At 69.9% G+C, this 21,586-nt stretch carries 15 protein-coding genes; 7 read left to right on the top strand and 8 right to left on the bottom strand.

The annotated features are described in order from the left end of the window. Window positions 1-93: 93 nt before the first annotated feature. The 6 genes from accC to cutA form a co-directional block, all read right to left on the bottom strand. Window positions 94-1,461, bottom strand: coding sequence for an acetyl-CoA carboxylase biotin carboxylase subunit (gene accC / locus C693_RS0112450; RefSeq protein WP_017462610.1), 1,368 nt, complete (start codon window positions 1,459-1,461; stop codon window positions 94-96). 19 nt (window positions 1,462-1,480) lie between these two features. Continuing rightward, window positions 1,481-1,945, bottom strand: coding sequence for an acetyl-CoA carboxylase biotin carboxyl carrier protein (gene accB / locus C693_RS0112445; protein WP_017462609.1), 465 nt, complete (start codon window positions 1,943-1,945; stop codon window positions 1,481-1,483). Window positions 1,946-2,017: 72 nt separating this feature from the next. Then, window positions 2,018-2,479, bottom strand: coding sequence for a type II 3-dehydroquinate dehydratase (aroQ, locus tag C693_RS0112440; RefSeq protein ID WP_017462608.1), 462 nt, complete (start codon window positions 2,477-2,479; stop codon window positions 2,018-2,020). A gap of 147 nt (window positions 2,480-2,626) precedes the next feature. Further along, a complete protein-coding gene (locus C693_RS0112435; RefSeq protein ID WP_017462607.1) occupies window positions 2,627-3,169 on the bottom strand; it encodes a TlpA family protein disulfide reductase in 543 nt (180 codons plus the stop codon). Then, window positions 3,169-5,340, bottom strand: coding sequence for a protein-disulfide reductase DsbD family protein (locus C693_RS0112430; RefSeq protein WP_017462606.1), 2,172 nt, complete (start codon window positions 5,338-5,340; stop codon window positions 3,169-3,171). The genes C693_RS0112435 and C693_RS0112430 overlap by 1 nt, the downstream gene beginning before the upstream one ends. 42 nt (window positions 5,341-5,382) lie before the next feature. After that, window positions 5,383-5,739 carry a divalent-cation tolerance protein CutA gene (gene cutA / locus C693_RS21750; RefSeq protein WP_017462605.1) on the bottom strand — a complete coding sequence of 119 codons (357 nt, stop codon included), beginning with the start codon at window positions 5,737-5,739 and terminating at the stop codon, window positions 5,383-5,385. Between the two features lie 218 nt (window positions 5,740-5,957). Between cutA and groES the strand changes: the two genes are divergently transcribed. From groES to C693_RS0112395, 6 genes are all read left to right on the top strand, one after another. Then, the gene (gene groES, locus C693_RS0112420) at window positions 5,958-6,251 is read left to right on the top strand and encodes a co-chaperone GroES (protein ID WP_017462604.1); all 294 of its coding nucleotides are present in this window, start codon (window positions 5,958-5,960) and stop codon (window positions 6,249-6,251) included. Window positions 6,252-6,304: 53 nt separating this feature from the next. Further along, window positions 6,305-7,948 (top strand): chaperonin GroEL, encoded by a 1,644-nt coding sequence (gene groL / locus C693_RS0112415; RefSeq protein WP_017462603.1) that lies wholly within the window; start codon window positions 6,305-6,307, stop codon window positions 7,946-7,948. A gap of 250 nt (window positions 7,949-8,198) precedes the next feature. Beyond that, complete coding sequence (locus C693_RS0112410; protein ID WP_026107388.1) at window positions 8,199-8,753, top strand: RNA polymerase sigma factor; 555 nt, start codon at window positions 8,199-8,201, stop codon at window positions 8,751-8,753. Continuing rightward, a complete protein-coding gene (locus tag C693_RS0112405) occupies window positions 8,753-9,724 on the top strand; it encodes a FecR family protein (protein WP_017462601.1) in 972 nt (323 codons plus the stop codon). Before C693_RS0112410 ends, C693_RS0112405 begins: the two co-directional genes overlap by 1 nt. A 65-nt stretch (window positions 9,725-9,789) precedes the next feature. Next, a complete protein-coding gene (locus C693_RS0112400) occupies window positions 9,790-12,150 on the top strand; it encodes a TonB-dependent siderophore receptor (protein WP_017462600.1) in 2,361 nt (786 codons plus the stop codon). 134 nt (window positions 12,151-12,284) lie between these two features. After that, window positions 12,285-15,569, top strand: a complete 3,285-nt coding sequence (locus tag C693_RS0112395) for an autotransporter domain-containing protein (RefSeq protein WP_017462599.1) — start codon at window positions 12,285-12,287, stop codon at window positions 15,567-15,569. A gap of 45 nt (window positions 15,570-15,614) precedes the next feature. Here C693_RS0112395 and C693_RS21745 read toward each other — a convergent pair whose 3' ends face one another. Next, a complete protein-coding gene (locus C693_RS21745) occupies window positions 15,615-17,504 on the bottom strand; it encodes an LTA synthase family protein (RefSeq protein WP_017462598.1) in 1,890 nt (629 codons plus the stop codon). A 125-nt stretch (window positions 17,505-17,629) separates the two neighbouring features. Between C693_RS21745 and glnE the strand changes: the two genes are divergently transcribed. Then, window positions 17,630-20,485, top strand: coding sequence for a bifunctional [glutamate--ammonia ligase]-adenylyl-L-tyrosine phosphorylase/[glutamate--ammonia-ligase] adenylyltransferase (gene glnE / locus C693_RS0112385; RefSeq protein ID WP_017462597.1), 2,856 nt, complete (start codon window positions 17,630-17,632; stop codon window positions 20,483-20,485). Here glnE and C693_RS0112380 read toward each other — a convergent pair. Continuing rightward, the gene (locus C693_RS0112380) at window positions 20,482-21,456 is read right to left on the bottom strand and encodes a mitochondrial fission ELM1 family protein (protein ID WP_017462596.1); all 975 of its coding nucleotides are present in this window, start codon (window positions 21,454-21,456) and stop codon (window positions 20,482-20,484) included. The genes glnE and C693_RS0112380 overlap by 4 nt on opposite strands. Window positions 21,457-21,586: the final 130 nt, after the last annotated feature.

Here is a 21,586-nt window from a genome sequence, read left to right as displayed (position 1 = left end):
AAGTGAGTAGTGAGAGAGGTGCGCGTCGGCTGGGAAGAAAAAGAGGCAGGGCGATCGCACCTGCCTCAAGGGCTTTCGATATCCGCAGCGGGGTCAGTGGTCGCCGGACGGATGGCCCTTCTGCTCGGCCATGCGCTTTTCCAGGTAGTGGATGTTCTGCCCGCCCTGCTGGAAGCCGACGTCGGCCATGATGCGCTGCTGCAGCGGGATGTTGCACTTCACCCCTTCGATCACCGTCTCGGCCAGCGCCAGGCGCATGCGCGCGATGGCGGTGGCGCGATCACGCCCGTGCACGATCAGCTTGCCGATCATCGAGTCGTAGTTCGGCGGGATGCGGTAGCCGTCGTACAGGTGGGTATCCACGCGCACGCCCGGACCGCCCGGAGCCTCGAAGCGCTTCACCGTGCCGGGCGAGGGCATGAAGTTGTCCGGGTCCTCGGCGTTGATGCGGCACTCGATCGCGTGGCCGGTGATCTTGATGTCTTCCTGCCGGATCGACAGCTTCTCGCCGCCGGCGATCAGCAGCTGCTCGCGCACCAGGTCGACGCCGGTGATCAGCTCGGTCACCGGATGCTCGACCTGGATGCGGGTGTTCATCTCGATGAAGTAGAAGCGGCCGTTCTCGAACAGGAACTCGAACGTGCCGGCGCCGCGGTAGCCGATGCGGATGCAGGCATCGACGCAGACCTTGCCGATCTGGGCGCGCAGTTCCGGGGTGATGCCCGGCGCCGGGGCTTCTTCCACCACCTTCTGGTGGCGGCGCTGCATCGAGCAGTCGCGCTCGCCCAGGTGGATCGCGTTGCCCTGGCCGTCGGCCAGCACCTGGATCTCCACGTGGCGCGGGTTCTCCAGGAATTTCTCCATGTACACCATGTCGTTGCCGAAGGCCGCCTTGGCCTCCTGCTTGGTCATGGTGATGGCATTGCCCAGGTGCGCCTCGGTGCGCACCACGCGCATGCCGCGACCGCCGCCGCCGCCGGCGGCCTTGATGATCACCGGGTAGCCGATCTCGCGCGCGATGCGCATGTTCTCTTCATTGTCTTCGCCCAGCGGGCCGCCGGAGCCCGGCACGCAGGGCACGCCGGCCGCCTTCATCGCCTTGATCGCCTCGACCTTGTCGCCCATCAGGCGGATCACGTCGGCGGTCGGGCCAATGAAGATGAAGCCGGACTGCTCCACCTGCTCGGCGAAGTCGGCGCGCTCGGAGAGGAAGCCGTAGCCCGGATGGATCGCCTGGGCGTCGGTGATCTCCGCCGCGGCGATGATGCGCGGGATGTTGAGGTAGCTGTCGGTCGATGGCGCCGGACCGATGCAGATCGCCTCGTCGGCCAGGCCCACGTGCTTGAGGTTTCGGTCGGCGGTGGAGTGCACCGCGACCGTCTTGATGCCAAGGCTGTGGCAGGCGCGCAGCACGCGCAGCGCGATCTCGCCGCGGTTGGCAATGACGACTTTTTCTAGCATCGGAATATGTCCTGCCGGATCAGGCGATGACGAACATCGGCTGGTCGAATTCCACCGGCTGGCCGTTCTCGACCAGGATGGCCTGCACCGTGCCGCCGACGTCGGCTTCGATCTGGTTGAACATCTTCATCGCCTCGATGATGCCGATCGTCTCGCCCTGCTTGACCTGCTGGCCGACCTTCACGAATGCCGGGGCGCCCGGGGTGGAGGAGGCGTAGAAGGTGCCGACCATCGGGGCCTTGACCACATGGCCGGCCGGCAGCGCGTCGGCGGCAGGCGCCGCGTCGGCCGCCGGGGCGGCGACCGGGGCCGCCGGAGCAGGCGCCGCGACCGGCATTGCCGCCGGTGCCGGGGCGGCCACGGTGATGCCGCCCTTGGGCACGCGCGACAGGCGGACGACTTCCTCGCCCTCCTTGATTTCCAGTTCGGCGAGGTTGGACTCCTCGAGCAGGTCGATGAGCTTCTTGATCTTGCGCAGGTCCATAAGGCAAACCTTTTTGCAGGGTTACCGCCCGCGGGCGGCTGGAAAGGAAAATCGGAATCCGAACCGCCGCGCTCAGCGCGGCGTGTCGGCCTCGGGTCGGGCCAGCCGGCGTACCGCGGCATCCAGCGCCAGCCGGTAGCTGTCGCTGCCGAAGCCGCTGACCACGCCGACGGCGATGTCCGCCAGGTAGGAGTGATGGCGGAACGGTTCGCGGGCGTGCACGTTGGACAGGTGCACCTCGATGAAGGGGATCGCCACGGCAGCGAACGCGTCGCGCAGGGCGATGCTGGTATGGGTGAATGCGCCGGCGTTGCAAAGGATCAGCGCGGTCTGGTCGTCGCGTGCCTGGTGGACGCGGCCGATCAGCTCGTGCTCGGCGTTGGACTGGTACCAGCTCAGCTCGTGGCCGGCCGCCTGTGCCTGCTCGGCCAGGCTGGCGTTGATGTCCGCCAGCGTCTCGCGGCCGTAGATGTCCGGCTCGCGCACACCCAGCAGGTTCAGGTTGGGGCCGTGCAGGGCCAGGATCTTCGCCATGCGGCTGCCTTCGCCAAGGTCGGAACGGGTCCGGAAGCGCCGCAGTGTGATCGCACCGATCCGAGTTGTCCAGTTCGGCGCAGATCGGCGATGTTTGACGGAGAAGTCCGCGTTAAACCGTGCGCGGACGTATGTGGCCAGTCGAGTTCAGTCCACCGGACCGCCGCCGAGCCAGCGCGCCAGCGTGGCGGCGTCGAGCGGACCGCGGCGTATGGCGAGCAGGCGCCCGTCCGCGTCCAGCAGGGCGCTGTACGGCAGCACCTGTGCCGTGTCGCCGAAACGCAGCGAGGTGCTGGGCGAGGCCAGCTCGCCCAGCAGGACCGGGTAATCCACCGGGTGAGCGGCGAGGAAGGCGCGGGCTCGGGCCGGGTCGTCCATGGCAATGCCGACCACCGTCGCGGTGCCGGCATGTTGCCGGGCAGCCCGCGCCAGCGCCGGCATCTCTTCCAGGCAGGGGCCGCACCAGCTCGCCCAGAAGTTCAGCAGCACGCGCTTGCCACGGTAGTCCGACAACCGGTGCTGGCGGCCGTCGCTGCCCATCAGGGCAAGGTCGGGAGCGATGTTGCCGATGGTCGTCACGTGCACGCCGGCCGGCACGCGGGCCAGCTGGCTGCGGTGCTGCAGCCAGCCGCCAGCGGCGGCGAACAGCGTGGCGATCAACAGCACCGTCCAGGTCTGGCGATTGAACATCAGCGGCTGGCCTCGGTCAGGGCCTGCTCGACCAGTCCGCGGGTGAGCACGGTGGGCAGCACCTTGCCCTCGCCGCCGCCCTTCGGAAACACCACGTACAGCGGCACGCCGGGCGAGTGGTAGCGCCGCAGGAAGGCGGCGATGGTCGGGTTCACGTCGGTCCAGTCGCCCTTCATGTAGACCGCGCCGGTACGCTCGAGCAGGGCACGGAAACGGTCGGTGTCGAGCACGGTGTGTTCGTTCGCCTTGCAGGTGACGCACCAGTCGGCGGTCATGTCGACGAACACCGGGGTGCCGGCGGCACGCAGTTCGGCCAGCTTCGCCGGCGAGTAGGCGACCACGCCCTCGGCGGCCGCGGGTCTGACCGACGGCGGCGGCACGCGGGTGAGGTAATAAAGCGGCACCACGGTCAGCGCGAGCAGAGCCAGCACCCACAGGCGGCTGGCCGGGCGGCCGCCACGGCTGCGCTCGAACCACCAAAGCGCCATGGCCAGCAACACCATCGCCACCAGCAACAGGCCGATCGCGTCGGCCCCGCGCTGGTGCGCCAGCACCCAGGCCAGCCACGCCGCGGTGAGGTACATCGGGAACGCCAGCACCTGCTTGAGCGTCTCCATCCAGCGGCCCGGGCGCGGCAGGCGGCGAGCCAGCGACGGCACGAAACCCACCAGCAGGAACGGCAGCGCCAGGCCCACGCCGAGCATCAGGAACACCGCCAGCGCGGCAGCGATCGGTGCGGCGAAGGCGTACGCCAGCGCGCTGCCCATGAACGGCGCGGTGCACGGGCTGGCGACCACCACGGCGAGCACGCCGGTGAAGAAGTCGCCGGCCGGGCCGGAGCGGCTGGCCAGTCCGGCGCCGGTGTTGCCCAGCGAAGCGCCGAACTGCACCACGCCGGACATCGACAGGCCGACCGCGAACATCACGCAGGCCAGCAGGGCCACCACCAGCGGCTGCTGCAGCTGGGCGCCCCAGCCCAGCGCGTGGCCGGCGGCGCGCAGGCCGACGATCGCCACGCCGAGCACGGCGAAGCTGCTCATCACGCCGGCGGTGTAGGTCAGCGCGTGGCGGCGGGCGCGGGCGGGGCTTTCGCCGCTCTCCAGCAGGCTCACCGCCTTGATCGACAGTACCGGCAGCACGCACGGCATCAGGTTCAGCACCAGGCCGCCGCCTAGGGCGAGCAGCAGGGCGAGCAGCAGCCCATCGTGCGGGGCGGAGGAGGCGGTATCGCCGCCAGTCGCTTCGGTAGATGCCGATGCCTGGCCGGCGCCGGCGGCGGGCAGCGACACCTGCAGTGTGCGGGTCATGACCGGGTAGCAGATGCCACCGTCCTGGCAGCCCTGGAAGCGCGCCTGCACGCTGAGTTGATGGCGGCCGCCGAGGTCGCCGGCGATGCCGACCGGGACTTCCACCTCGTCGTAGTAGATGACCGTCTCGCCCTGGTAATCGTCCTGGTGGTGCGTGCCGGCCGGCCAGACGGGCTGCAGCTTCAGGCCGCTGGCACCGGGTGTGGAGAGTTCGGTCTTGTCGCGATACAGGTAATAGCCGTGCGGCATGGACCAGCGCAGCAGCAGCCGGTCCGGGGCCGTCGCCACGGCATCGAGGCGAAAGGCCTGCTCCGGTGGCAGCGGCGTGCCCGGCGCACCCAGGGCACCGGCCGCGCCCAGCTTGCCGAGGGTGGCGCCGAAGCCAGTCGGGCTGGTGGCGCCGGCGGCTGCCGCCGGCAGCGGCAGGTCGAGCTTCTCGGTATGCGGCGGGTAGCAGATCTTCGGGTCGACCTCATGGCAGCCCTGGAACTGCACCGCCACCTGCAGCCTCGTGGCGCCCGCGGCGGCGGTGTAGGGCAGGCGGGCATCGATGCCGTGGTGATAGGTCTCGACGTCGCCGAGGTATTCGTCGTGGTGCTTGTCGCCATCGGGCAACTGCGCGGTGCCGAGGGTGATGCCTTCGCCGGCGGTGAACTTCATCCGCCCGCGATAGAGGTAGTAGTCCTGGGCAATGTCCCAGTGCAGCTTGAGTACGCCGGGCTGGCTGGCGTCGGCGCTGAGCTTGTAGGCCTCGGTGACCGGCAGCAGGCTGGAGGTGTCCTGGGCCATCGCGGGGCCGGCCGACAGTGACAGCGCAGCGAGAAGGAGGCGGGCGACGAGCCGCCCCGGGTTGATCAATCGCATCACGTTTCCAGCGTTTCGGTTCGCGGGGAGAGCGAACGGGGATTATGGGGCAGGGGAGGTGGCGTGGCCGTCGCCCTCGACCGCGGCGTGGGCGCGCACCCAGTCCAGATAGGGCGCGTGTCCGTCGACCACCGGCAGGGCGACCAGTTCGGGTACCTCGTACGGATGCAGGGCGACCAGTCGTTCCCGCAGTGCTTCGAACCGGCCGGCGGTGGTCTTGATGACCAGCAGCACCTCCGGATCGGAGTGCAGGCGGCCCTGCCAGGCATAGGTGGAGATCACCCCGGGCAGCTGGTTCACGCAGGCCGCCAGACCCTCGGCCACCAGCGTCTCGGCCAGCGCCCGGGCGGCTTCGGCGGCGGGACAGGTGCTCAGGCAGACCAGGACATCGTCAGGCATGGCAGGTGGGGGCGAAAACGGAAAATGGAGCCTAGCAGGCGTCACTGGCGTGTTCGCCCCTTGAGATGGCGGGGTTACGTCCCAACTTGGCAGCGAGCCGCCCGGGCCTTGCATGGGGTTCATGCATCGCTAGAATTGGCACTCATCGGTACCGAGTGCTAACAACAGCGTCGGACCGGGCCTTTTTCCTCAACCATCCAAGTGAGCTGGAGCCACCCATGAGCAAACTGCGTCCGCTGCACGATCGCGTCATCGTCAAGCGCCTGGAAGAGGAGCGCGTCTCCGCCGGCGGTATCGTGATCCCCGATAGCGCCACCGAGAAGCCGACCCGCGGCAAGGTGATCGCCGCCGGTACCGGCCGCATCCTCGAGGACGGCAACGTCCGCCCGATGAGCCTGAAGGAAGGCGACATCGTCCTGTTCGGCAAGTACGCCGGCCAGGAAATCAAGATCGACGGCGAAGAGCTGGTCTTCCTCAAGGAAGACGACATCGTCGCGGTGATCGAAGGCTGATCGGCCTCTCCCGCATCTCTCGCCACACCCACTGAATTTCGAGGAATACACACATGGCAGCCAAAGAAGTCCGCTTCAGCGAAGACGTCCGCGCCCGCATGCTCAAGGGTGTCAACACCCTGGCCAACGCGGTCAAGGTCACCCTCGGCCCGAAGGGCCGCAACGTCGTGCTCGAGAAGAGCTTCGGCGCTCCGACCGTGACCAAGGACGGCGTGTCCGTGGCCAAGGAGATCGAGCTGGCCGACAAGTACGAGAACATCGGCGCGCAGATCGTCAAGGAAGCCGCTTCCAAGACCTCCGACGTGGCCGGTGACGGCACCACCACCGCCACCGTGCTGGCGCAGGCGTTCATCCAGGAAGGCCTCAAGGCCGTTGCCGCCGGCATGAACCCGATGGACCTCAAGCGCGGCATCGACCAGGCCGTGGTCGCCGCGGTCGGCGAGCTGAAGAAGCTCTCCAACCCGACCACCGACGACAAGGCGATCGCCCAGGTCGGCACCATCTCGGCCAACTCCGACGCGGCCATCGGCGAGATCATCGCCACCGCGATGAAGAAGGTCGGCAAGGAAGGCGTGATCACCGTCGAGGAAGGCTCGGGCCTGGAGAACGAGCTGGACGTGGTCGAGGGCATGCAGTTCGACCGCGGCTACCTGTCGCCGTACTTCATCAACAACCAGCAGAGCCAGCAGGTCGAGCTGGATGACCCGTTCATCCTGCTGCACGACAAGAAGGTCTCGAACGTTCGCGAGCTGCTGCCGATCCTCGAGGGCGTGGCCAAGGCCGGCAAGCCGCTGCTGATCGTCGCCGAGGAAGTGGAAGGCGAGGCGCTGGCGACCCTGGTGGTCAACACCATCCGCGGCATCGTGAAGGTGGCCGCCGTGAAGGCGCCGGGCTTCGGCGACCGTCGCAAGGCGATGCTGGAAGACATGGCGATCCTGACCAACGGCCAGGTGATCTCCGAGGAAGTCGGCCTGTCGCTCGAGAAGGCGACCATCGCCGACCTCGGCCGCGCCAAGAAGGTCGTGATCACCAAGGAGAACTCGACCATCATCGACGGCGCCGGTGAGGCCGACAAGATCCAGGCGCGCATCGCGCAGATCAAGGCGCAGATCGAGGAGACCTCCTCCGACTACGACCGCGAGAAGCTGCAGGAGCGCGTGGCGAAGCTGGCCGGCGGCGTGGCCGTCATCAAGGTCGGTGCCGCCACCGAGGTCGAGATGAAGGAGAAGAAGGCCCGCGTCGAAGACGCCCTGCACGCGACCCGTGCGGCGGTGGAAGAGGGCGTGGTGCCGGGCGGCGGCGTGGCGCTGATCCGCTCGCTGAAGGCGGTCGAGGGCCTGAAGGGCGCCAACGCCGACCAGGACCTGGGCATCGCGATCACCCGTCGCGCGCTGGAAGCCCCGCTGCGCGCCATCGTGGCCAACGCCGGCGAAGAGCCGAGCGTGGTGCTCAACAAGGTGAAGGAAGGCCAGGGCAACTTCGGCTACAACGCCGCCTCTGGCGAGTTCGGCGACATGATCGCCTTCGGCATCCTGGATCCGACCAAGGTGACCCGTTCGGCGCTGCAGTTCGCCGCCTCGGTGGCCGGCTCGATCATCACGACCGAAGCGGCCGTGACCGAAGTGCCGAAGAAGGAAGAAGCCCACGCCCACGGCCCGGCCGGCGGCATGGGCGGCATGGGCGGCATGGACTTCTAAGTCCGCTTCGCCATCGCAGTACCCGGAAACCCCGCCGCAAGGCGGGGTTTTCCTTTTGCAGAGGGTCGATTTCCGTTTGGCCCGGCTCGAACGTCATGCAGGCAGTCACCACACGGATGCTCCATGCATGCCTCGGGAGAGCGCCCTGTCCTTCGCTGATGCCGGAACGGCGGAAACCATGCCGCCGGATCCGGCCATGGCTACCATCGGCACGCCCCTGCTCCACCCGGGCCAACGCCGGACACCGCCCATGCACACGCCAGATCACGATCGCGGCACCACGCGGGAATCGCCCGATCCGGCGCATGCGCTGCGCGTGGCCGAGCTGTTCCGCGAGCACAACCGCACCCTCGTGGCGTTCCTTCGCTCCCGGCTGGACTCGCTCGCCGACGCACAGGAGGTGGCGCAGGAAGCCTATGTGCGACTGGTCACCCTGGAACATCCGGAGGCGGTGGATTCGCTGCGGGCGTATCTGTTCCGGATCGCTTCGAATCTCGCGGTGGACCGGCTGCGGATGCGCCAGGTGCGCACCAGCCATGCGCCCGAGCCGGAGGGGCCGGAACTGCATCTTGCGCCGGTGCCGGAGCGCACGGCCGATGCCGTCGAGCGCCTGCACCGGCTGGCTGCAGCATTGCGCGAACTGCCCGCCAAGACCGCCCGGGCGTTTGTCGCCCACATGATCGACGGCCGCGATGTCGGCGCGATCGCCCGCGACATGCGGATCACCGAGCGCATGGTGCGCTACCACGTCACCCGTGCCCTCGCCCATTGCCGGGCGCGGATGGACGAACCGGAGAACCCCTGATGCCCCGTCCCATCGACGAACCGACCCTGCGCATGGCCGCCGACTGGTGGATGCGCCTGCGCGCCTCCGATGCCGGCGAGCGCACGACCGAGGAGTGGCTGGCCTGGATCGACCAGGATGCCCGCCACCTGCCGGCCTTCGAACAGATCGGCGACATGGCCGAGCGACTCGGGCAAGCCGACGAAGTGACCCGGTCCCGCCTGGTGGCTGAGTTCGCTCCCGCGCGCGTGCGCTCGCGCTGGCTGCCGTTGGCGGCTGCCGCGGCCGCCCTGCTGGCGGTGGGGCTCGCCTATATCGCCTGGCCGAACCACAACACCACCATGCAGCGCTATGCCAGCGGGATCGGCGATCGCCGGGAAATCCGCCTGGCCGACGGCTCGCAGATCGTCCTCGGCGCAGCCACGGCGCTCCGTACCCGGCTGGACGACGGACGGCGCGCAGTCGAGCTGGAGCGCGGCGAGGCACTCTTCCGCGTCGTGCACGACCCCCATCGACCGTTCCTGGTGCGGGCGGGCGCGGTGACGATCCAGGACATCGGCACCGCGTTCGACGTGCGCCGCACCGGTGAGCGGGTGACCATCGCGGTGGCCGAAGGTCGGGTCCGCGTGGCCGACGGGCATGGGGGCAGCCTGGAGGCCGGCGCCGGCCAGGCCATCCGCTTCGATCCCGTGCATCCGGCGATGCGGGTGGTCGCGATCGATGCGGCCCAGGTGGCCACCTGGCGCGACGGCCGGCTGGATTTCGACAACGAGCCGTTGCCGGTGGTGGTGGCCAACATCAATCGTTATCGGCCGTCCCCGCTGCGCATCGACGATGCCCGGTTGAAGGCATTGACCTTCACCGGCACCGTGCGCATCGATGCCATCGACGAGTGGCTGCGCACGCTGCCGCAGGTGTTGCCGGTGGTAGTGCGCCAGCAGGCCGGCTCGACCGTGCTCGAACGCGCCGGGGGCGACCGCGGGCCACGCTGACATCTGTCGCCGGGGCGGTCAGCCCATGCCACACTGCCGGCTTTCGCCGGGGAGCGCGGGGGCACATGGGGAGGGCAAGGGCATGCTGGCTGCTGGGCAGCCTGCTGATCGGGCTGCCCCGGCTTTGCGCGGCGGTCCCTTCCACCGCATGCCGTCACTTCGACGTGCCCGCGCAGCCGTTGGCCACGGCGCTCATCGCATTCGGCCGGCAGGCCAACCTGCAGGTGCTCACCGACGGTGCCGCCGTGGCGCGGGTGCGCTCGCCGGGTGTCCGCGGTTGCCTCGGGTCGGAGGTCGCGCTGGCGGATCTGCTGCAGGGTACCGGGCTCGGCTTCTCGTTCAGCGGTGCGGACACCGTGGCGGTGACGCCATTGGCCGCTCGCGCCGCTTCGCGGCCCGCATCGCCGCCAACCCGTGAGCTGGCGCCGGTGGAGGCCGACGCAATGGTGGCCAGGGATCGTGGCTTCCTGGCCATGCTGACCAGCACGGCGGCGCGTGACGACGCGGCGCTGATCGACGTGCCGCAGTCGGTCAGCGTGATCACCCGCGACCTGATGGACGCGCAGCAGGCGCAGAGCGTGGCCGACGTGGTGCGCAACGTCGCCGGGGTGCAGGCGATCGCCGGCGCCGGTGGCTTGCCGTCGTTCCGGATCCGCGGTTTCGATACCGGTAACGGGCTGATCGACGGCATGCCCAGCAGCATCGCCGGCTCGGGTGACTTGCCGCCGCTGATCGGGCTGGATCGGGTGGAGGTGTTCAAGGGACCGCAGTCGATCCTTGGCGACAGCACCGGCAACACCTTCGGTGGTCTGCTCAACGTCACCCTGAAACAACCGCAGGACCGGCCGGCACGCATGCTGCAGTACGCGCTCGACGGCGGCGGCCGGACCAGCCTCGGCGTGGACCTGACCGGGCCGCTGCGTGGACATCCCGGATTCGACTATCGCCTGATCGCGTACGGCGGCTATGCCGACCATTCGGTCCAGGGGTATCGCAACCGCCGCAACGGCTACCTCGCTCCCTCGATCGCCTGGCAGGACGAACGCACCCGGTTGGTGGTGGGCTACCAGCGCATCGCCAACCGCCTGCCGGTGCCGGATCATCTGGTGCTGCTTGGCGGGAGCCTGTCGCAGGCCTCGCCGTACGGCGTGCTTCCGGGTTACCCCGGGGACTACGCCAGCTATCGCACCAGCCGTCTCTACTACCTGTTCGACCGCCAGCTCGACGCGCGCTGGAGCTGGCGCAGCCGCGGCCAATACGTGCGGCAACGCAACGCTTCATCGGCGTGGACGCTGACCGACCCGCAGCCCGGCGGTCAGGTGCTGGCGATCGCCCAGCAGTACCGCTACGGCGACGCCTACGCTTCGTTGCAGAACGACCTGATCGGCACGTTCACCACCGCAGCGACCGAGCACACGTTGACGCTGGGACTGGACTATGCGCGCGCCCACGTCGGCCACATCGAGGACCGCATCGGCCTGGGCGGCAACCCGTTCTTCGACTTCAACGGGAGCACCACGCTGCCCCCGGCCGCGGCCGTCCTCACGCCCGCCGACGATCAGCCACAGCCGGGTTCGCCCTGGCAGACCGACACCGGCCTGTTCGTGCAGGACCAGTGGGCGATCGGCGAGCGCTGGAATCTGGTCGCCACCGCCCGGCGATCTGCCTACGAGGTGTTCGCCGTGGACGGGCAGGGGCGGACCGTACGACTGCGCCGCGCGCGTTGGGTGCCGGATGCCGGCGTGGCCTTCGAGCCCGTGCCGGGAACGACGCTCTACGCCAGCATGGCCAGTGGATTCCAGTCACTTTCCTACCTGGGTAGCGACGGCCGCCTGTTGCCGCCGGCGCTGTCCCGCCAGGTCGAGGCCGGGGCCAAATTCGAGCTGTTCGACCACCGGGCGCGGTTGACTGTTGCGGCCTATCGCATCCGGCTCGATCACAGTTACCTGCTGGTGTCCGTGCAGCAACCGGGCTTCGCCTCGCTCGGGCCGGGTCAGACCAATCGTGGCGCGGAGGTGGAGCTGGTTGGGCGCCTCGCCAGCGGACTGGACGCCAGCCTGGGCTACACCCGCGCGCACATCGCCAACCGTGACGGCACCGCGGCCCCCGGCGCGCCGCGACAGCGCCTGGACCTGTGGCTGGAGTACCGGTTCCAGGAAGCATGGCTGCGAGGCTGGGGTATCGGTGGCGGGGTCCACGCACGCAGCCGCTCGCTGGGACAGAGTTCGGACTTCAGCACCCGGTATCGCGTACCCGGGCAGGCCGAGTTCGATCTCGCCCTGTCCTATCGCACCCCGCGCTGGCGGGTCGCCCTGGGCGCCGCCAACCTGCTCGGTCGAAGGCTCTACGCCGCCGATTTCGACGAGACCTTCGTGCCCGTGCGCACCCGCACCCGGCTGCGTCTCAGCGGCAGCGTCTACTTCTGACGCCCGTCATTTCCGTTTTCCCGTGCTCGCACGTCCTGTGAGCGAAAGGGCCGGTCGCCCGCGTGGCTGCCGGTCCCTTTGGCCGGTCCCGTCGGGGCCGACGAGACCGTCAAGAAAAAACCGGGGAGACAGGGGTGAGCAAGATTGCATACCGGCCATTGGCCATCGCACTGGCGTACGCGTTCGCGTCCCATGCCTGGGCACAGACCACCGACGTGCCACTGGACGTGATCAGGCAGGACTACGGCAACGGCCAGTACGGCTACCGCCTCGGCATCAACGTGGGCGTCAACGGCGCTGCCCCGAAGGAGTACCTGTTCGACACCGGCTCGGACTCCTTCAACATCGACGTGGGCCTGGGCGCCCTGCAGGGCAGCTCGCCCGACTGGTTTCCCAACGAGGCTGGCGCCAGCACCGGGCCGCTGCAGTTCTATCTGTACGGCGACGGTAGCTACGGCTACCTGCAGTCCTCCACGACCGTGTCCAGCATGCAGTTCTACAACAGTGGCTCCGGTGCGCGGGTGGGAAGTTTCGGCACCGCCGCCGGCGCGCCGGTCGCCGTCAACTACGCCTGGGTGAGCTCCACTGCCACCGGCGATCCGGTCGGCACCGTCGGCAACGTGACGCTCAAGATCGACACCGACTTCCAGAAAAACCTCGCCGACGGCAAGGCTCCGGAAGAGGGGGCGTTCTATGGCACCTTCGGTGCCGGCGACTTCGGCAACGGCGTGCCGGGCATGCTCACCAAGAGCGGCTACATCGTCGAGGCCAACGGCGGTGCCGGCGTGCCGGGCCAGTGCGGCCAGGGTTGCATGATCCTCGGCCTGACGCCGGCGTTGCGGGCGCAGTTCCTCAGCGTGGTGTCCTGGAGCGGTGGCGCGCAGGGCCAGTTCGCGCTGTCCGGCGCGCCCTCGGCCAGCCAGTTCGACACCCAGTTCGTGTATGCGCTGAGCGATGGCAGGCACACCTCCTCGGCGGTGTTGCCCACGCTGTTCGATACCGGCACGCCGAACATCATGCTGATCGACAACGGCGTGGGCCTGGTCGACGGCGAGACCACCGCGGGCCATCTCAATCCGTATGGCGACGAGAACCCTGGCATCACCCTCACGGTGACCGGGGCGGCGCACGGTGCCTTGCCCGCATCGATCACCACAGGCAACGATGCCAGTGGCGACTACAGCAACGTGGTCACGCTGGGCCCGTACGGCGGCTTCCCGAGCAGCGCGATCTACGGCATCAGCTTCTTCATGCACAACGCGGTGATGTACGACCTGGCCAACCAGTCGACCGGCTACACGCCCTTCTACGTCACCGACGCGCCGATCACTACCGGCTTCACTGCGACCGCGGCGATGGGGCCGCTGGGCCTGGCCGGCACCATCTCCGGGAACGGGCCATTCACGGTGATGACCGGCGGCGTGGCCAACCTCAGCGGCAGCAACACCTACACCGGCGCGACGGTGATCGAGCATGGCGGCTGGCTGGGCCTGGCCGGGCCGGGCAGCATCGCGCAGTCCTCCGGTGCGCAGGTCGATGGGGCGCTGGACATCTCGCGTACCGCGCAAGCCACCGAGCTGGCCTCGCTTTCCGGTAGCGGCGAGGTGCTGCTTGGCAGCAACGTGCTGATGCTGACCGGGGCCTCGGGCGATTTCGCCGGCCGTCTCGCCGATGGTGGCCTGAGCGGGACGGGCGGCGGTGCCCTGGTGGTCGCGGGAGGACGCCAGCAGCTCAGCGGCAGCAATACCTACACCGGGACCACCGGAGTGGCGGCCCGCGGCGAACTGCTGCTGACCGGCTCGCTGGCCAGCGGAGTCCTCAATCTCGGCGTGCTGGACAACCAGGGCCGTATCGGCGGATCGGTGGTGAACCAGGGCCTGTTGAACGACAGCGGCGACATCGGCGGTGGCCTGGACAGCAGCGGCATCCTTGCCGGGCAGGGCCGGATCGGCGGCGATCTGCTGGCCAGCGCCGGCGGCATCGCACCGGATGGAAGGGGCCTGCTCGCCGCAGGCGACTACCGCCAGTCCGCCGGAGCGACCCTCCGCGTGCAGCCGCTGGCCAGCCAGCCGGACGCCGCCGCCGGCATCGTCGTCAACGGTTCGGCCACCCTGGCCGCCGGGGCCCTGCTCGGAGCTGCGCCATCCGTGCCAGGCCGGTTCTACCAGGCCGGCTCGCGCTACATCGTGCTGAGCGCGGGGCGGGGCGTGCAGGGGCGGTATACCCTGGCCGGCCACGGTGCGGTCAGCGCAGTGCTCGGTGTGGCACCTGCCTACGATGCCGATCACGTCTATCTCGACGTGGTCCAGCAGCGCAGCCTCGCCAGCATCGACGGGACCCGGAACCAGCGGGCCGCGCTCGGTGGCGTGCAGACGCTTGCCGTTGCCAACCCGGTGTTCACCGCGGTCGCCAACCAGCCGACCGATGCCGCGATCCGCAACGCGGGCGATACGCTTTCCGGCGACATCCATCCGAGTTTTCGGGGCACCCTGCTCGACGACAGTCGCTTCATCCGGGACGCGGCCGATGGCCGGTTGGTGCAGGCCAGTGGCGATGACCTTGCCGCCGGCCCCGCGACCGGTACGCCGGGCAGCCACGGCTTCACCGCGTGGGGCCAGGTGCTCGGCGCCTGGGGTCACCGTGCTGGCGACGGCAACGCGGCCGGCGCAGCCCGCTCGCTGGGTGGCGCGATGGTCGGTGGCGACCTGCCGGTGGGCGAGGCATCCCGCATCGGTGCGATGGCGGGCTATACCCGCACCTCGCTGCGCGTGCCCACCCGCGCCGGCACCGACCGCAGCGACGACACACACCTGGGCGTCTACGCCGGAGAGCAGCGTGGCAACTGGCGCCTGCGCGGCGCCCTCGCGTACAGCTGGCATCGGTTCGATGCGGCGCGCACCGCGGCGTTCGGCGGCTTCTCCGAGCGCCTGTTCGCGCATGGCCATGCGAGCACCGCGCAGGCTTTCGCCGAGATCGGGCGCCTGATGTCCTGGCACGGCGTGGCGCTGGAGCCGTTTGCCCGCGCGGCCTGCGTGCGCCTGGCCAGCCCAGCCTTTGCCGAGCGCGGCGGTGCGTCCGCCCTGGCCGTGCAGGGGCAGGACGATGTGGTGGCCTATGGCACGCTGGGCGCGCGCGCGGGCACCCGTTTCGCCTTCCGCCACAGCGTGCTCGACGCGCACGTGCAGCTGGGCTGGCGCCACGGCTTCGGTCGGCTTCGGCCGGACGCGGCGATGACGTTCGACGGCAGCTCGAGCTTCGTCGTCGACGGCGTGCCGATGGCGCGCGATGCGATGGTGCTGGACGCGGACCTGGCCCTGCCGCTGTCGCGCAGCACCACGCTCACCCTCGCGTACGACGGCCTGCTTGGCCATCGCAGCGTGGACGGTGCTGTCCGGGGCGGGATCGTCTGGAAGTTCTGAGCCATGGGCCGTCCGGGCGGCGTGTCGCCGCCCGGACGGCCGCCTTTACTGCGTTGCGCCGACGCTGCCGTCGGACGGTCCATGCGGCGGCGGTGCGTTGGTGGCCGGTGAGGTGGCGAGCTGCTGCTGCGGAAGCAGTGCTTCCAGCTTGCCGTCCAGTCGCAGCAGGGCGACGTCGGACATCTCGTGGTCGGTCTGGCGCTCCTGAGCGTCTTCCGGCGGCGGCGGTGCATCGGGCGCGCGGGTCAGCGCGGCCAGGTCCGGACCGACCACCTGGGTCAGCGCGAAGTAGGCATCGTGGATGCCCGCCGCCTGCAGCAGCCGGCCGGGCAGCATCCACGAGGCGGTGTCCACGTGCTGCGGTTTCATCGCCTTGCGCGGGTCGACCAGCAGCCAGGTGCCGGGCTCGCCCAGCATGTCGCCGCCGTCGACGAAGCCGTCGGTCTGGAACACGCCGCTGAGCGCAGGCAGGTGGTCGCCGTAGAACATCAGCAGGGTCGGCCGGTCGCGCCGGGCCAGGGCAGCGGCCAGGCGTCCCAGTTCCTGGTCGGCGTGGCCGATGTGGTAGAGGTAATTCTGCAGTTCCAGCTTGTCCTTGCCGGTGATGCCGGCCGGCACCGGGATCGCGTCGCGCGCGGCCGGATCGGCAGGCACCGTGTCGTACGGGCCGTGCGCCTCGATGCTGATCGCGAACAGGAACTGCGGCGGGCCACTGTCTTTCAGCTGGGTCAGGATCTCGTCGGTCATGCCGCGGTCGGCCATGTACTGGCCGTCGTTGGTGGCGCTGGGAGGGAACGACGACTGCGAGACGAACCGGTCGAAGCCGATCGCCTTGAATGCGCTGGTGCGGTTCCAGAACGACGGGTCGTTGCCGTGGATCGCCACCGTCTCGTAGCCGTGCGCACGCAGCGTGCGCACCAGGCTGGGCACGACCTTGGCGTTGAGCTGCAGGTAGGGGAACTGCAGGTTGCGGAAGTAGCGTAGCGACAGTCCGGTGAGCACCTCGAACTCGGTGCGGATGGTGCCGCCGCCGAAGGTCGGCACGTGCAGCGCCCCGCTGATGCCGTGGCGGGCCAGGCGATCCAGGTTCGGGGTCAGATCGGCGTGCTGGTATCCCTTGAGGATGCGCGGGTCGAAGAACGATTCGCTCTGCACCACCACGATGTCCGGCTGCGCGCCCTCGGTAGCCGGCGTCTGGAGCTCCTGCCGCAGCGCGTCGTCGTTGCGGCCGATCAGCTCGCGCGCGGCGGAGGGGTCGGGCTTGCGGTCGTGCTTGCCGTATTGCAGGTGGTAGATCATCAGCGAGCTGACCAGGCCCGAGTGGGTGGCGGTCGAGCTGGCCGACCACGGCTCCAGCCACAGCATGCGTCCGTTGTAGAGCTTCGCCCAGGCCGGGGTGCCGGCCAGCAGGGTCGCCAGCAGGACGAAGCAAACGGCACCCGCAGTGATCCTGGGAGGGCGCGGCCGCCTGGCCAGGAAGGGGGGCTCGAGCCGCCAGAGTGCCACCACCAGCGCGATGGCGGCGACGATAGCCAGGTAAGGCCACGGGCTGTGCGGCAGATAGGCGCCGAGCACGTGCATGCCGCCCTTGTCGAGCTGGCCAAGCATGTGGAAGTCCGCCGGGATCAGCGGCGTCCCCAGGTTGTCCACCTTGAGCCTGTTCACCGCATACACCAGTCCCTCGGCGGCCAGTGCCAGGCCGAAAGACAGCAGCGCGCGGCGGGTCAGTGCCAGCAGGGTGAAGGCCAGCAGCAGCCCGGGCAACGCATTGGCGAACACGTAGGTCGGCTGGTCCAGCAGTCGCCCCGGCACCACGCCGACGCCGCCATCGATGGTGCCGGTGAGCAGGGTGAACGCCAGCACCATGACCGCCAGCGCCAGGGCTTTCTGCCAGGCAGGGCGCAGGCGAACCGGGCGATCGGGAGAGGGGTTCATGGCTGTCCGTAAAATGTCACGATCTGGACGCACGAATGTAACGCCGTCCAGATGAACAGCCGGCATGGGCCGGAACACGACTTTCCGGGGTCGGGTCGCCGGTCTGTATTGGCGGCTGCGGCACAATGACCGCCATGAATGCTCCCGAATCCACTGCGCTGCAGGCGCTGATCGACGATCGCTACGCCCAGCTGGTGGCGGCCTGCCGCGGCGCGGGCGTGGCCGTGCAGGACGATGCCGGCGTCGCCGAGCGCATCCGGCGCACCCTGCTGGCCAGCGACTTTGCGTTCGAAGTCTGGCGCAGCCAGCCGCAACTGCTCGCTCCGGCGGGACTGGAACGCCTGCGCTCCTCTTCCGACGCGGCGTCGCGCGGCGAGGCCTTGCGTCTGCCGGTGGACGAGGCCGAAACGCTGTCGCTGCTGCGTCGGTTCCGCCGGGCCGAGTCGCTGCGGCTGGTGTTCCGCGACGTCAACGACCTGGATGACGTGCCGACCACGCTGGCCGACACCAGCGTGCTCTACGAGGTGCTGCTCGATCGGGCGCTGGCCTGGTCCGAGCAGATGCTGGCCGGCCGCTATGGCCAGCCGCGCGCCGCCGACGGCAGCCTGCAGCGGCTGGTGGTGGTGGGTTTCGGCAAGCTCGGCGGCGGCGAGCTGAACTTCTCCTCGGACATCGACCTGGTGATGGCCTACCCGCAGGGCGGCCAGAGCGACGGTGCGCGGGGCCTGGACAACAGCGAGTACTTCGTCCGGCTGGTGCGCCAGCTGGTGCGCCTGCTGAACGAGCCGACCGTCGACGGCATCTGTGCCCGGGTCGATCTGCGCCTGCGGCCGTTCGGCACGGCCGGGCGGCTGGCGCTGCCGTTCGCCGCGATGGAGCAGTACTACCAGAGCGAGGGGCGCGACTGGGAGCGCTACGCCTGGATCAAGGCGCGCCCGGTCGCCGGCGACCGGGTGGCCGGCAAGCAGCTGCAGGAGCTGCTGCGACCGTTCGTCTACCGCAAGTACCTCGACTACACGGCGTTCGCCGGGCTGCGCGAGATGAAGGCGCTGATCGACGCCGAAGTCGCCCGCAAGGACCTGGCCGACAACCTCAAGCTCGGCCCGGGCGGCATCCGCGAGATCGAGTTCATCGTGCAGCTCACCCAGCTGATCCGCGGCGGCCGCGAGCCGACCCTGCGCGTGCGCGGCCTGCTGCCGGCGCTCACCGCCTGCGAGGCGCGCGGCCACATTCCGGCGGTGCGCGCGCGTGCGCTGCGCGAGGCCTACCTTTGCCTGCGCCGGGTGGAGAACCGGGTGCAGATGCTGCGCGACGCGCAGACCCACGACATCCCCGAGGACGCGCTCAGCCGCGAGCGGATCGCCCGTGGCCTGGGCCATGACGACTGGCCGGCGCTGGCCGCCGAGCTGGCGCGACACCGCGCCGTGGTCAGCGAGGAGTTCGCTGCCGTGCTGATGCCGCAGGGCGGACGTGCCGCCAGCGCCCCGGTCGCCGACACCCGGCTGTGGCACGACGCCTGCGCCGGCACGCTGGAGCCGGCGGCGATGGAGGGCTCGGGCTTTGTGCCCGGCGATGCCGCGGCCGAGGCGCTGGTGAAACTGCCGCAGGGCTCGAACGTGCGCGCCATGTCGCCCGGTTCGCGCGAGCGGCTGGACCGGGTGATGCCGCAGCTGCTGATCGCCGCGCGGCAGACCGCCGCGCCGGTGGCCTGCCTGCTGCGCCTGGTGCAATTGGTGCAGGCGGTGGCACGGCGCTCGTCCTACCTGGCCCTGCTGGAGGAGCAGCCGGCGGCGCGGCGAAGGCTGGCGCGGCTGTTCGCCGACCGGGCCTTCCTCGCCGAGCGGGTGATCGCACAGCCGCTGCTGCTGGACGACGTGCTCGATCCGCGGATCGATCAGTTGCCGCTCAAGCGCGCCGACATCAGCGCGGAGATCGCCCGTGTGCTGTCGACGCTCGACGAGCGCGAGGCCGAGGCCGAGCTGGACCGCATCAACGAGTTCAAGGCCAGCGTGGCATTCCGGCTGGGTCTGGCCTTCAGCGATGGCCGCGCCGACGCGGTGTCCACCGCGCGACGGCTGGCCGCACTGGCCGAATCGGTGGTGGTGGCGATAACCGCGCTGGCCGAGCGCGAACTCGCCGCCCAGCACGGACGATTGCCGGGCGAGGGCTCGGGCTTCGCCGTGCTGGGCTATGGCAGCCTTGGCGGCGAAGAGCTGGGTTTCGCCTCGGACCTGGACCTGGTGTTCGTCTACGACGGCCGCCGCGCGCAGGCGATGAGCGATGGCCCGCGCCCGCTGGAAGGTTCCCGCTGGTACCAGCGGCTGGCGCAGCGGGTGATGAACTGGCTCACCATGATGACCCGCGCCGGCCGCCTGTACGAGGTCGATACCCGGCTGCGCCCGGATGGCTCCAAGGGCCTGCTGGTATCCAGCTTCGATGCGTTCGCCGCCTACCAGCGGGGGCGTGCCTGGACCTGGGAGCACCAGGCCCTGCTGCGTGCGCGGCCGGTGGTCGGCGACGTCGCGTTGCATGCCGACCTGGCGGCGCTTCGGCGGGAGATCCTGGCGATCGCGCGCGATGTGGACGTGGTGTACGACGAGGTGTCGAGCATGCGTCGCCGCTGGCGCGCCGAGCGCGATCGCTCAGACCCGTCGCGCTTCGACCTGAAGCAGGGACCGGGTGGCCTGCTGGACATCGAGTTTGCCCTGCAGGGGTTGGTCCTCGCCCACGCGGTGCGCCATCCGAGCCTGCTCGAGATGACCAGCAACGCGGCCCTGATCGAAGCCTGCCGTGATGCGGCCCTGCTCGACGCCGGTCAGGCCGAGGTCTTCCTGCACGCCCACGCCGAGCTGCTGCAGCGTGCGCTGACCTGCACGCTCGACCTGCGCTCGCGCATCGGCGAACGCGAGCCGGAGCTGATGCAACTGGTCGCCACGGTGCAGGCGGTGACGCGTGCGCTGGGGTTCGCCTTCGAGTCCTAGGAGAGGTCGATGTCCGCGTGCCTGGCGCGGATCGCCAGGCCCACCTGGGCAGCGAGCGTCGCGGTTTCGCGTAACGGTCCGGCGGCTGCGCCACCATCGCCGAGCCAGCCGCCGTCGCGCAGGGCGCGGTGGAAGCTCGCGATGCGCGGCGGCAGTGGAGCGGGTGCCAGTGTTTCAACCGGGCAGCCGACCGCGCAGGCCTCGCTCAGCATGTTGACCGAGTCCGGCGTCACCAGCAGCCGGTCCGCCCAACCGAGCACGCCCGGGTAGGGGTTGGGACCGTCCGATGGGTCGCGCCAGAACAGGCCGGGCAGGTCGCGCACGGCATGACCCACCGCATCGGAGAGTGACGATGGCGTCCGTCGCGATGCGACCACCATGGCGCTGCCGCCGCTCCCGGCGACCTGTCGGCGTACCGCGTCACCCAGCGCGCGGGCGTAGCCCGCGTCCATCGGGATGCCACGCCGCGGACCGCCGAGCAGCACGCCGAGGCGTGGCCCCGGCAGCCCGCCGAGGGCGGCAAACGCCTCGCGGGCGTCGTCCAGCCAGGCGTCGTCGACCGGATTCAGCGAGCCGACCGGATGCAGCACGTTGGGTCCGGCGAGCTCGTCGTGCCGTGGCGCGATGACCATGTCCCATTCGCCCGGATCGATGCGCGGATCGAGAATCTGCACGGTGAAGCAGTCACCATCGGAGAGTCTGCGCAGCATCCGCGTGAACAGCGCCGCGGCGCGGCCGCAGCCGATCGCGGCCACTGGCCACGGTGGGGCGAACAGTTCGCGCTGTGCCGCGGGCAGGGCGAGCCGGCCGCCGGAGAGCAGGCGCGGCGCGAACCACGACCAGGGCGCGCGCGGCTCCAGCACCAGGTGACGGACGGGCATGGCGAGCCGCTCGGCCAGCGCCAGCGCCTGCCGCTGGTTGCCGGCGGCGCCGTCGGTGATCGCCCAGCACTCGCCGGCGGACCTCAGCATGCGCGCGTCGCCACGACGATTGTTTCCGGATCGAGCACAGTTCGTTCCACGCGGCGGGGTCCTGTGGGCTGGGCCGCCCACGTACACTGGCGGCTTCCTGCGCCAGCATCGGCGCGTCACGCCGGAACAA

The sequence above is a fragment of the Dyella ginsengisoli LA-4 genome, from assembly GCF_000334915.1.
Classification (GTDB): Bacteria; Pseudomonadota; Gammaproteobacteria; order Xanthomonadales; family Rhodanobacteraceae; genus Dyella_A; species Dyella_A ginsengisoli_A.
This window is presented reverse-complemented; position numbering and strand designations above follow the sequence as displayed.

Excerpts from the sequence above, each read along its gene's own strand:
- accC (WP_017462610.1), bottom strand. The coding sequence starts at position 1,461 with ATGCTAGAAAAAGTCGTCATTGCCAACCGCGGCGAGATCGCGCTGCGC.
- accB (WP_017462609.1), bottom strand. The coding sequence starts at position 1,945 with ATGGACCTGCGCAAGATCAAGAAGCTCATCGACCTGCTCGAGGAGTCC.
- aroQ (WP_017462608.1), bottom strand. The coding sequence starts at position 2,479 with ATGGCGAAGATCCTGGCCCTGCACGGCCCCAACCTGAACCTGCTGGGT.
- C693_RS0112435 (WP_017462607.1), bottom strand. The coding sequence starts at position 3,169 with ATGTTCAATCGCCAGACCTGGACGGTGCTGTTGATCGCCACGCTGTTC.
- C693_RS0112430 (WP_017462606.1), bottom strand. The coding sequence starts at position 5,340 with ATGCGATTGATCAACCCGGGGCGGCTCGTCGCCCGCCTCCTTCTCGCT.
- cutA (WP_017462605.1), bottom strand. The coding sequence starts at position 5,739 with ATGCCTGACGATGTCCTGGTCTGCCTGAGCACCTGTCCCGCCGCCGAA.
- groES (WP_017462604.1), top strand. The coding sequence starts at position 5,958 with ATGAGCAAACTGCGTCCGCTGCACGATCGCGTCATCGTCAAGCGCCTG.
- groL (WP_017462603.1), top strand. The coding sequence starts at position 6,305 with ATGGCAGCCAAAGAAGTCCGCTTCAGCGAAGACGTCCGCGCCCGCATG.
- C693_RS0112410 (WP_026107388.1), top strand. The coding sequence starts at position 8,199 with ATGCACACGCCAGATCACGATCGCGGCACCACGCGGGAATCGCCCGAT.
- C693_RS0112405 (WP_017462601.1), top strand. The coding sequence starts at position 8,753 with ATGCCCCGTCCCATCGACGAACCGACCCTGCGCATGGCCGCCGACTGG.
- C693_RS0112400 (WP_017462600.1), top strand. The coding sequence starts at position 9,790 with ATGGGGAGGGCAAGGGCATGCTGGCTGCTGGGCAGCCTGCTGATCGGG.
- C693_RS21745 (WP_017462598.1), bottom strand. The coding sequence starts at position 17,504 with ATGAACCCCTCTCCCGATCGCCCGGTTCGCCTGCGCCCTGCCTGGCAG.
- glnE (WP_017462597.1), top strand. The coding sequence starts at position 17,630 with ATGACCGCCATGAATGCTCCCGAATCCACTGCGCTGCAGGCGCTGATC.
- C693_RS0112380 (WP_017462596.1), bottom strand. The coding sequence starts at position 21,456 with ATGCTGAGGTCCGCCGGCGAGTGCTGGGCGATCACCGACGGCGCCGCC.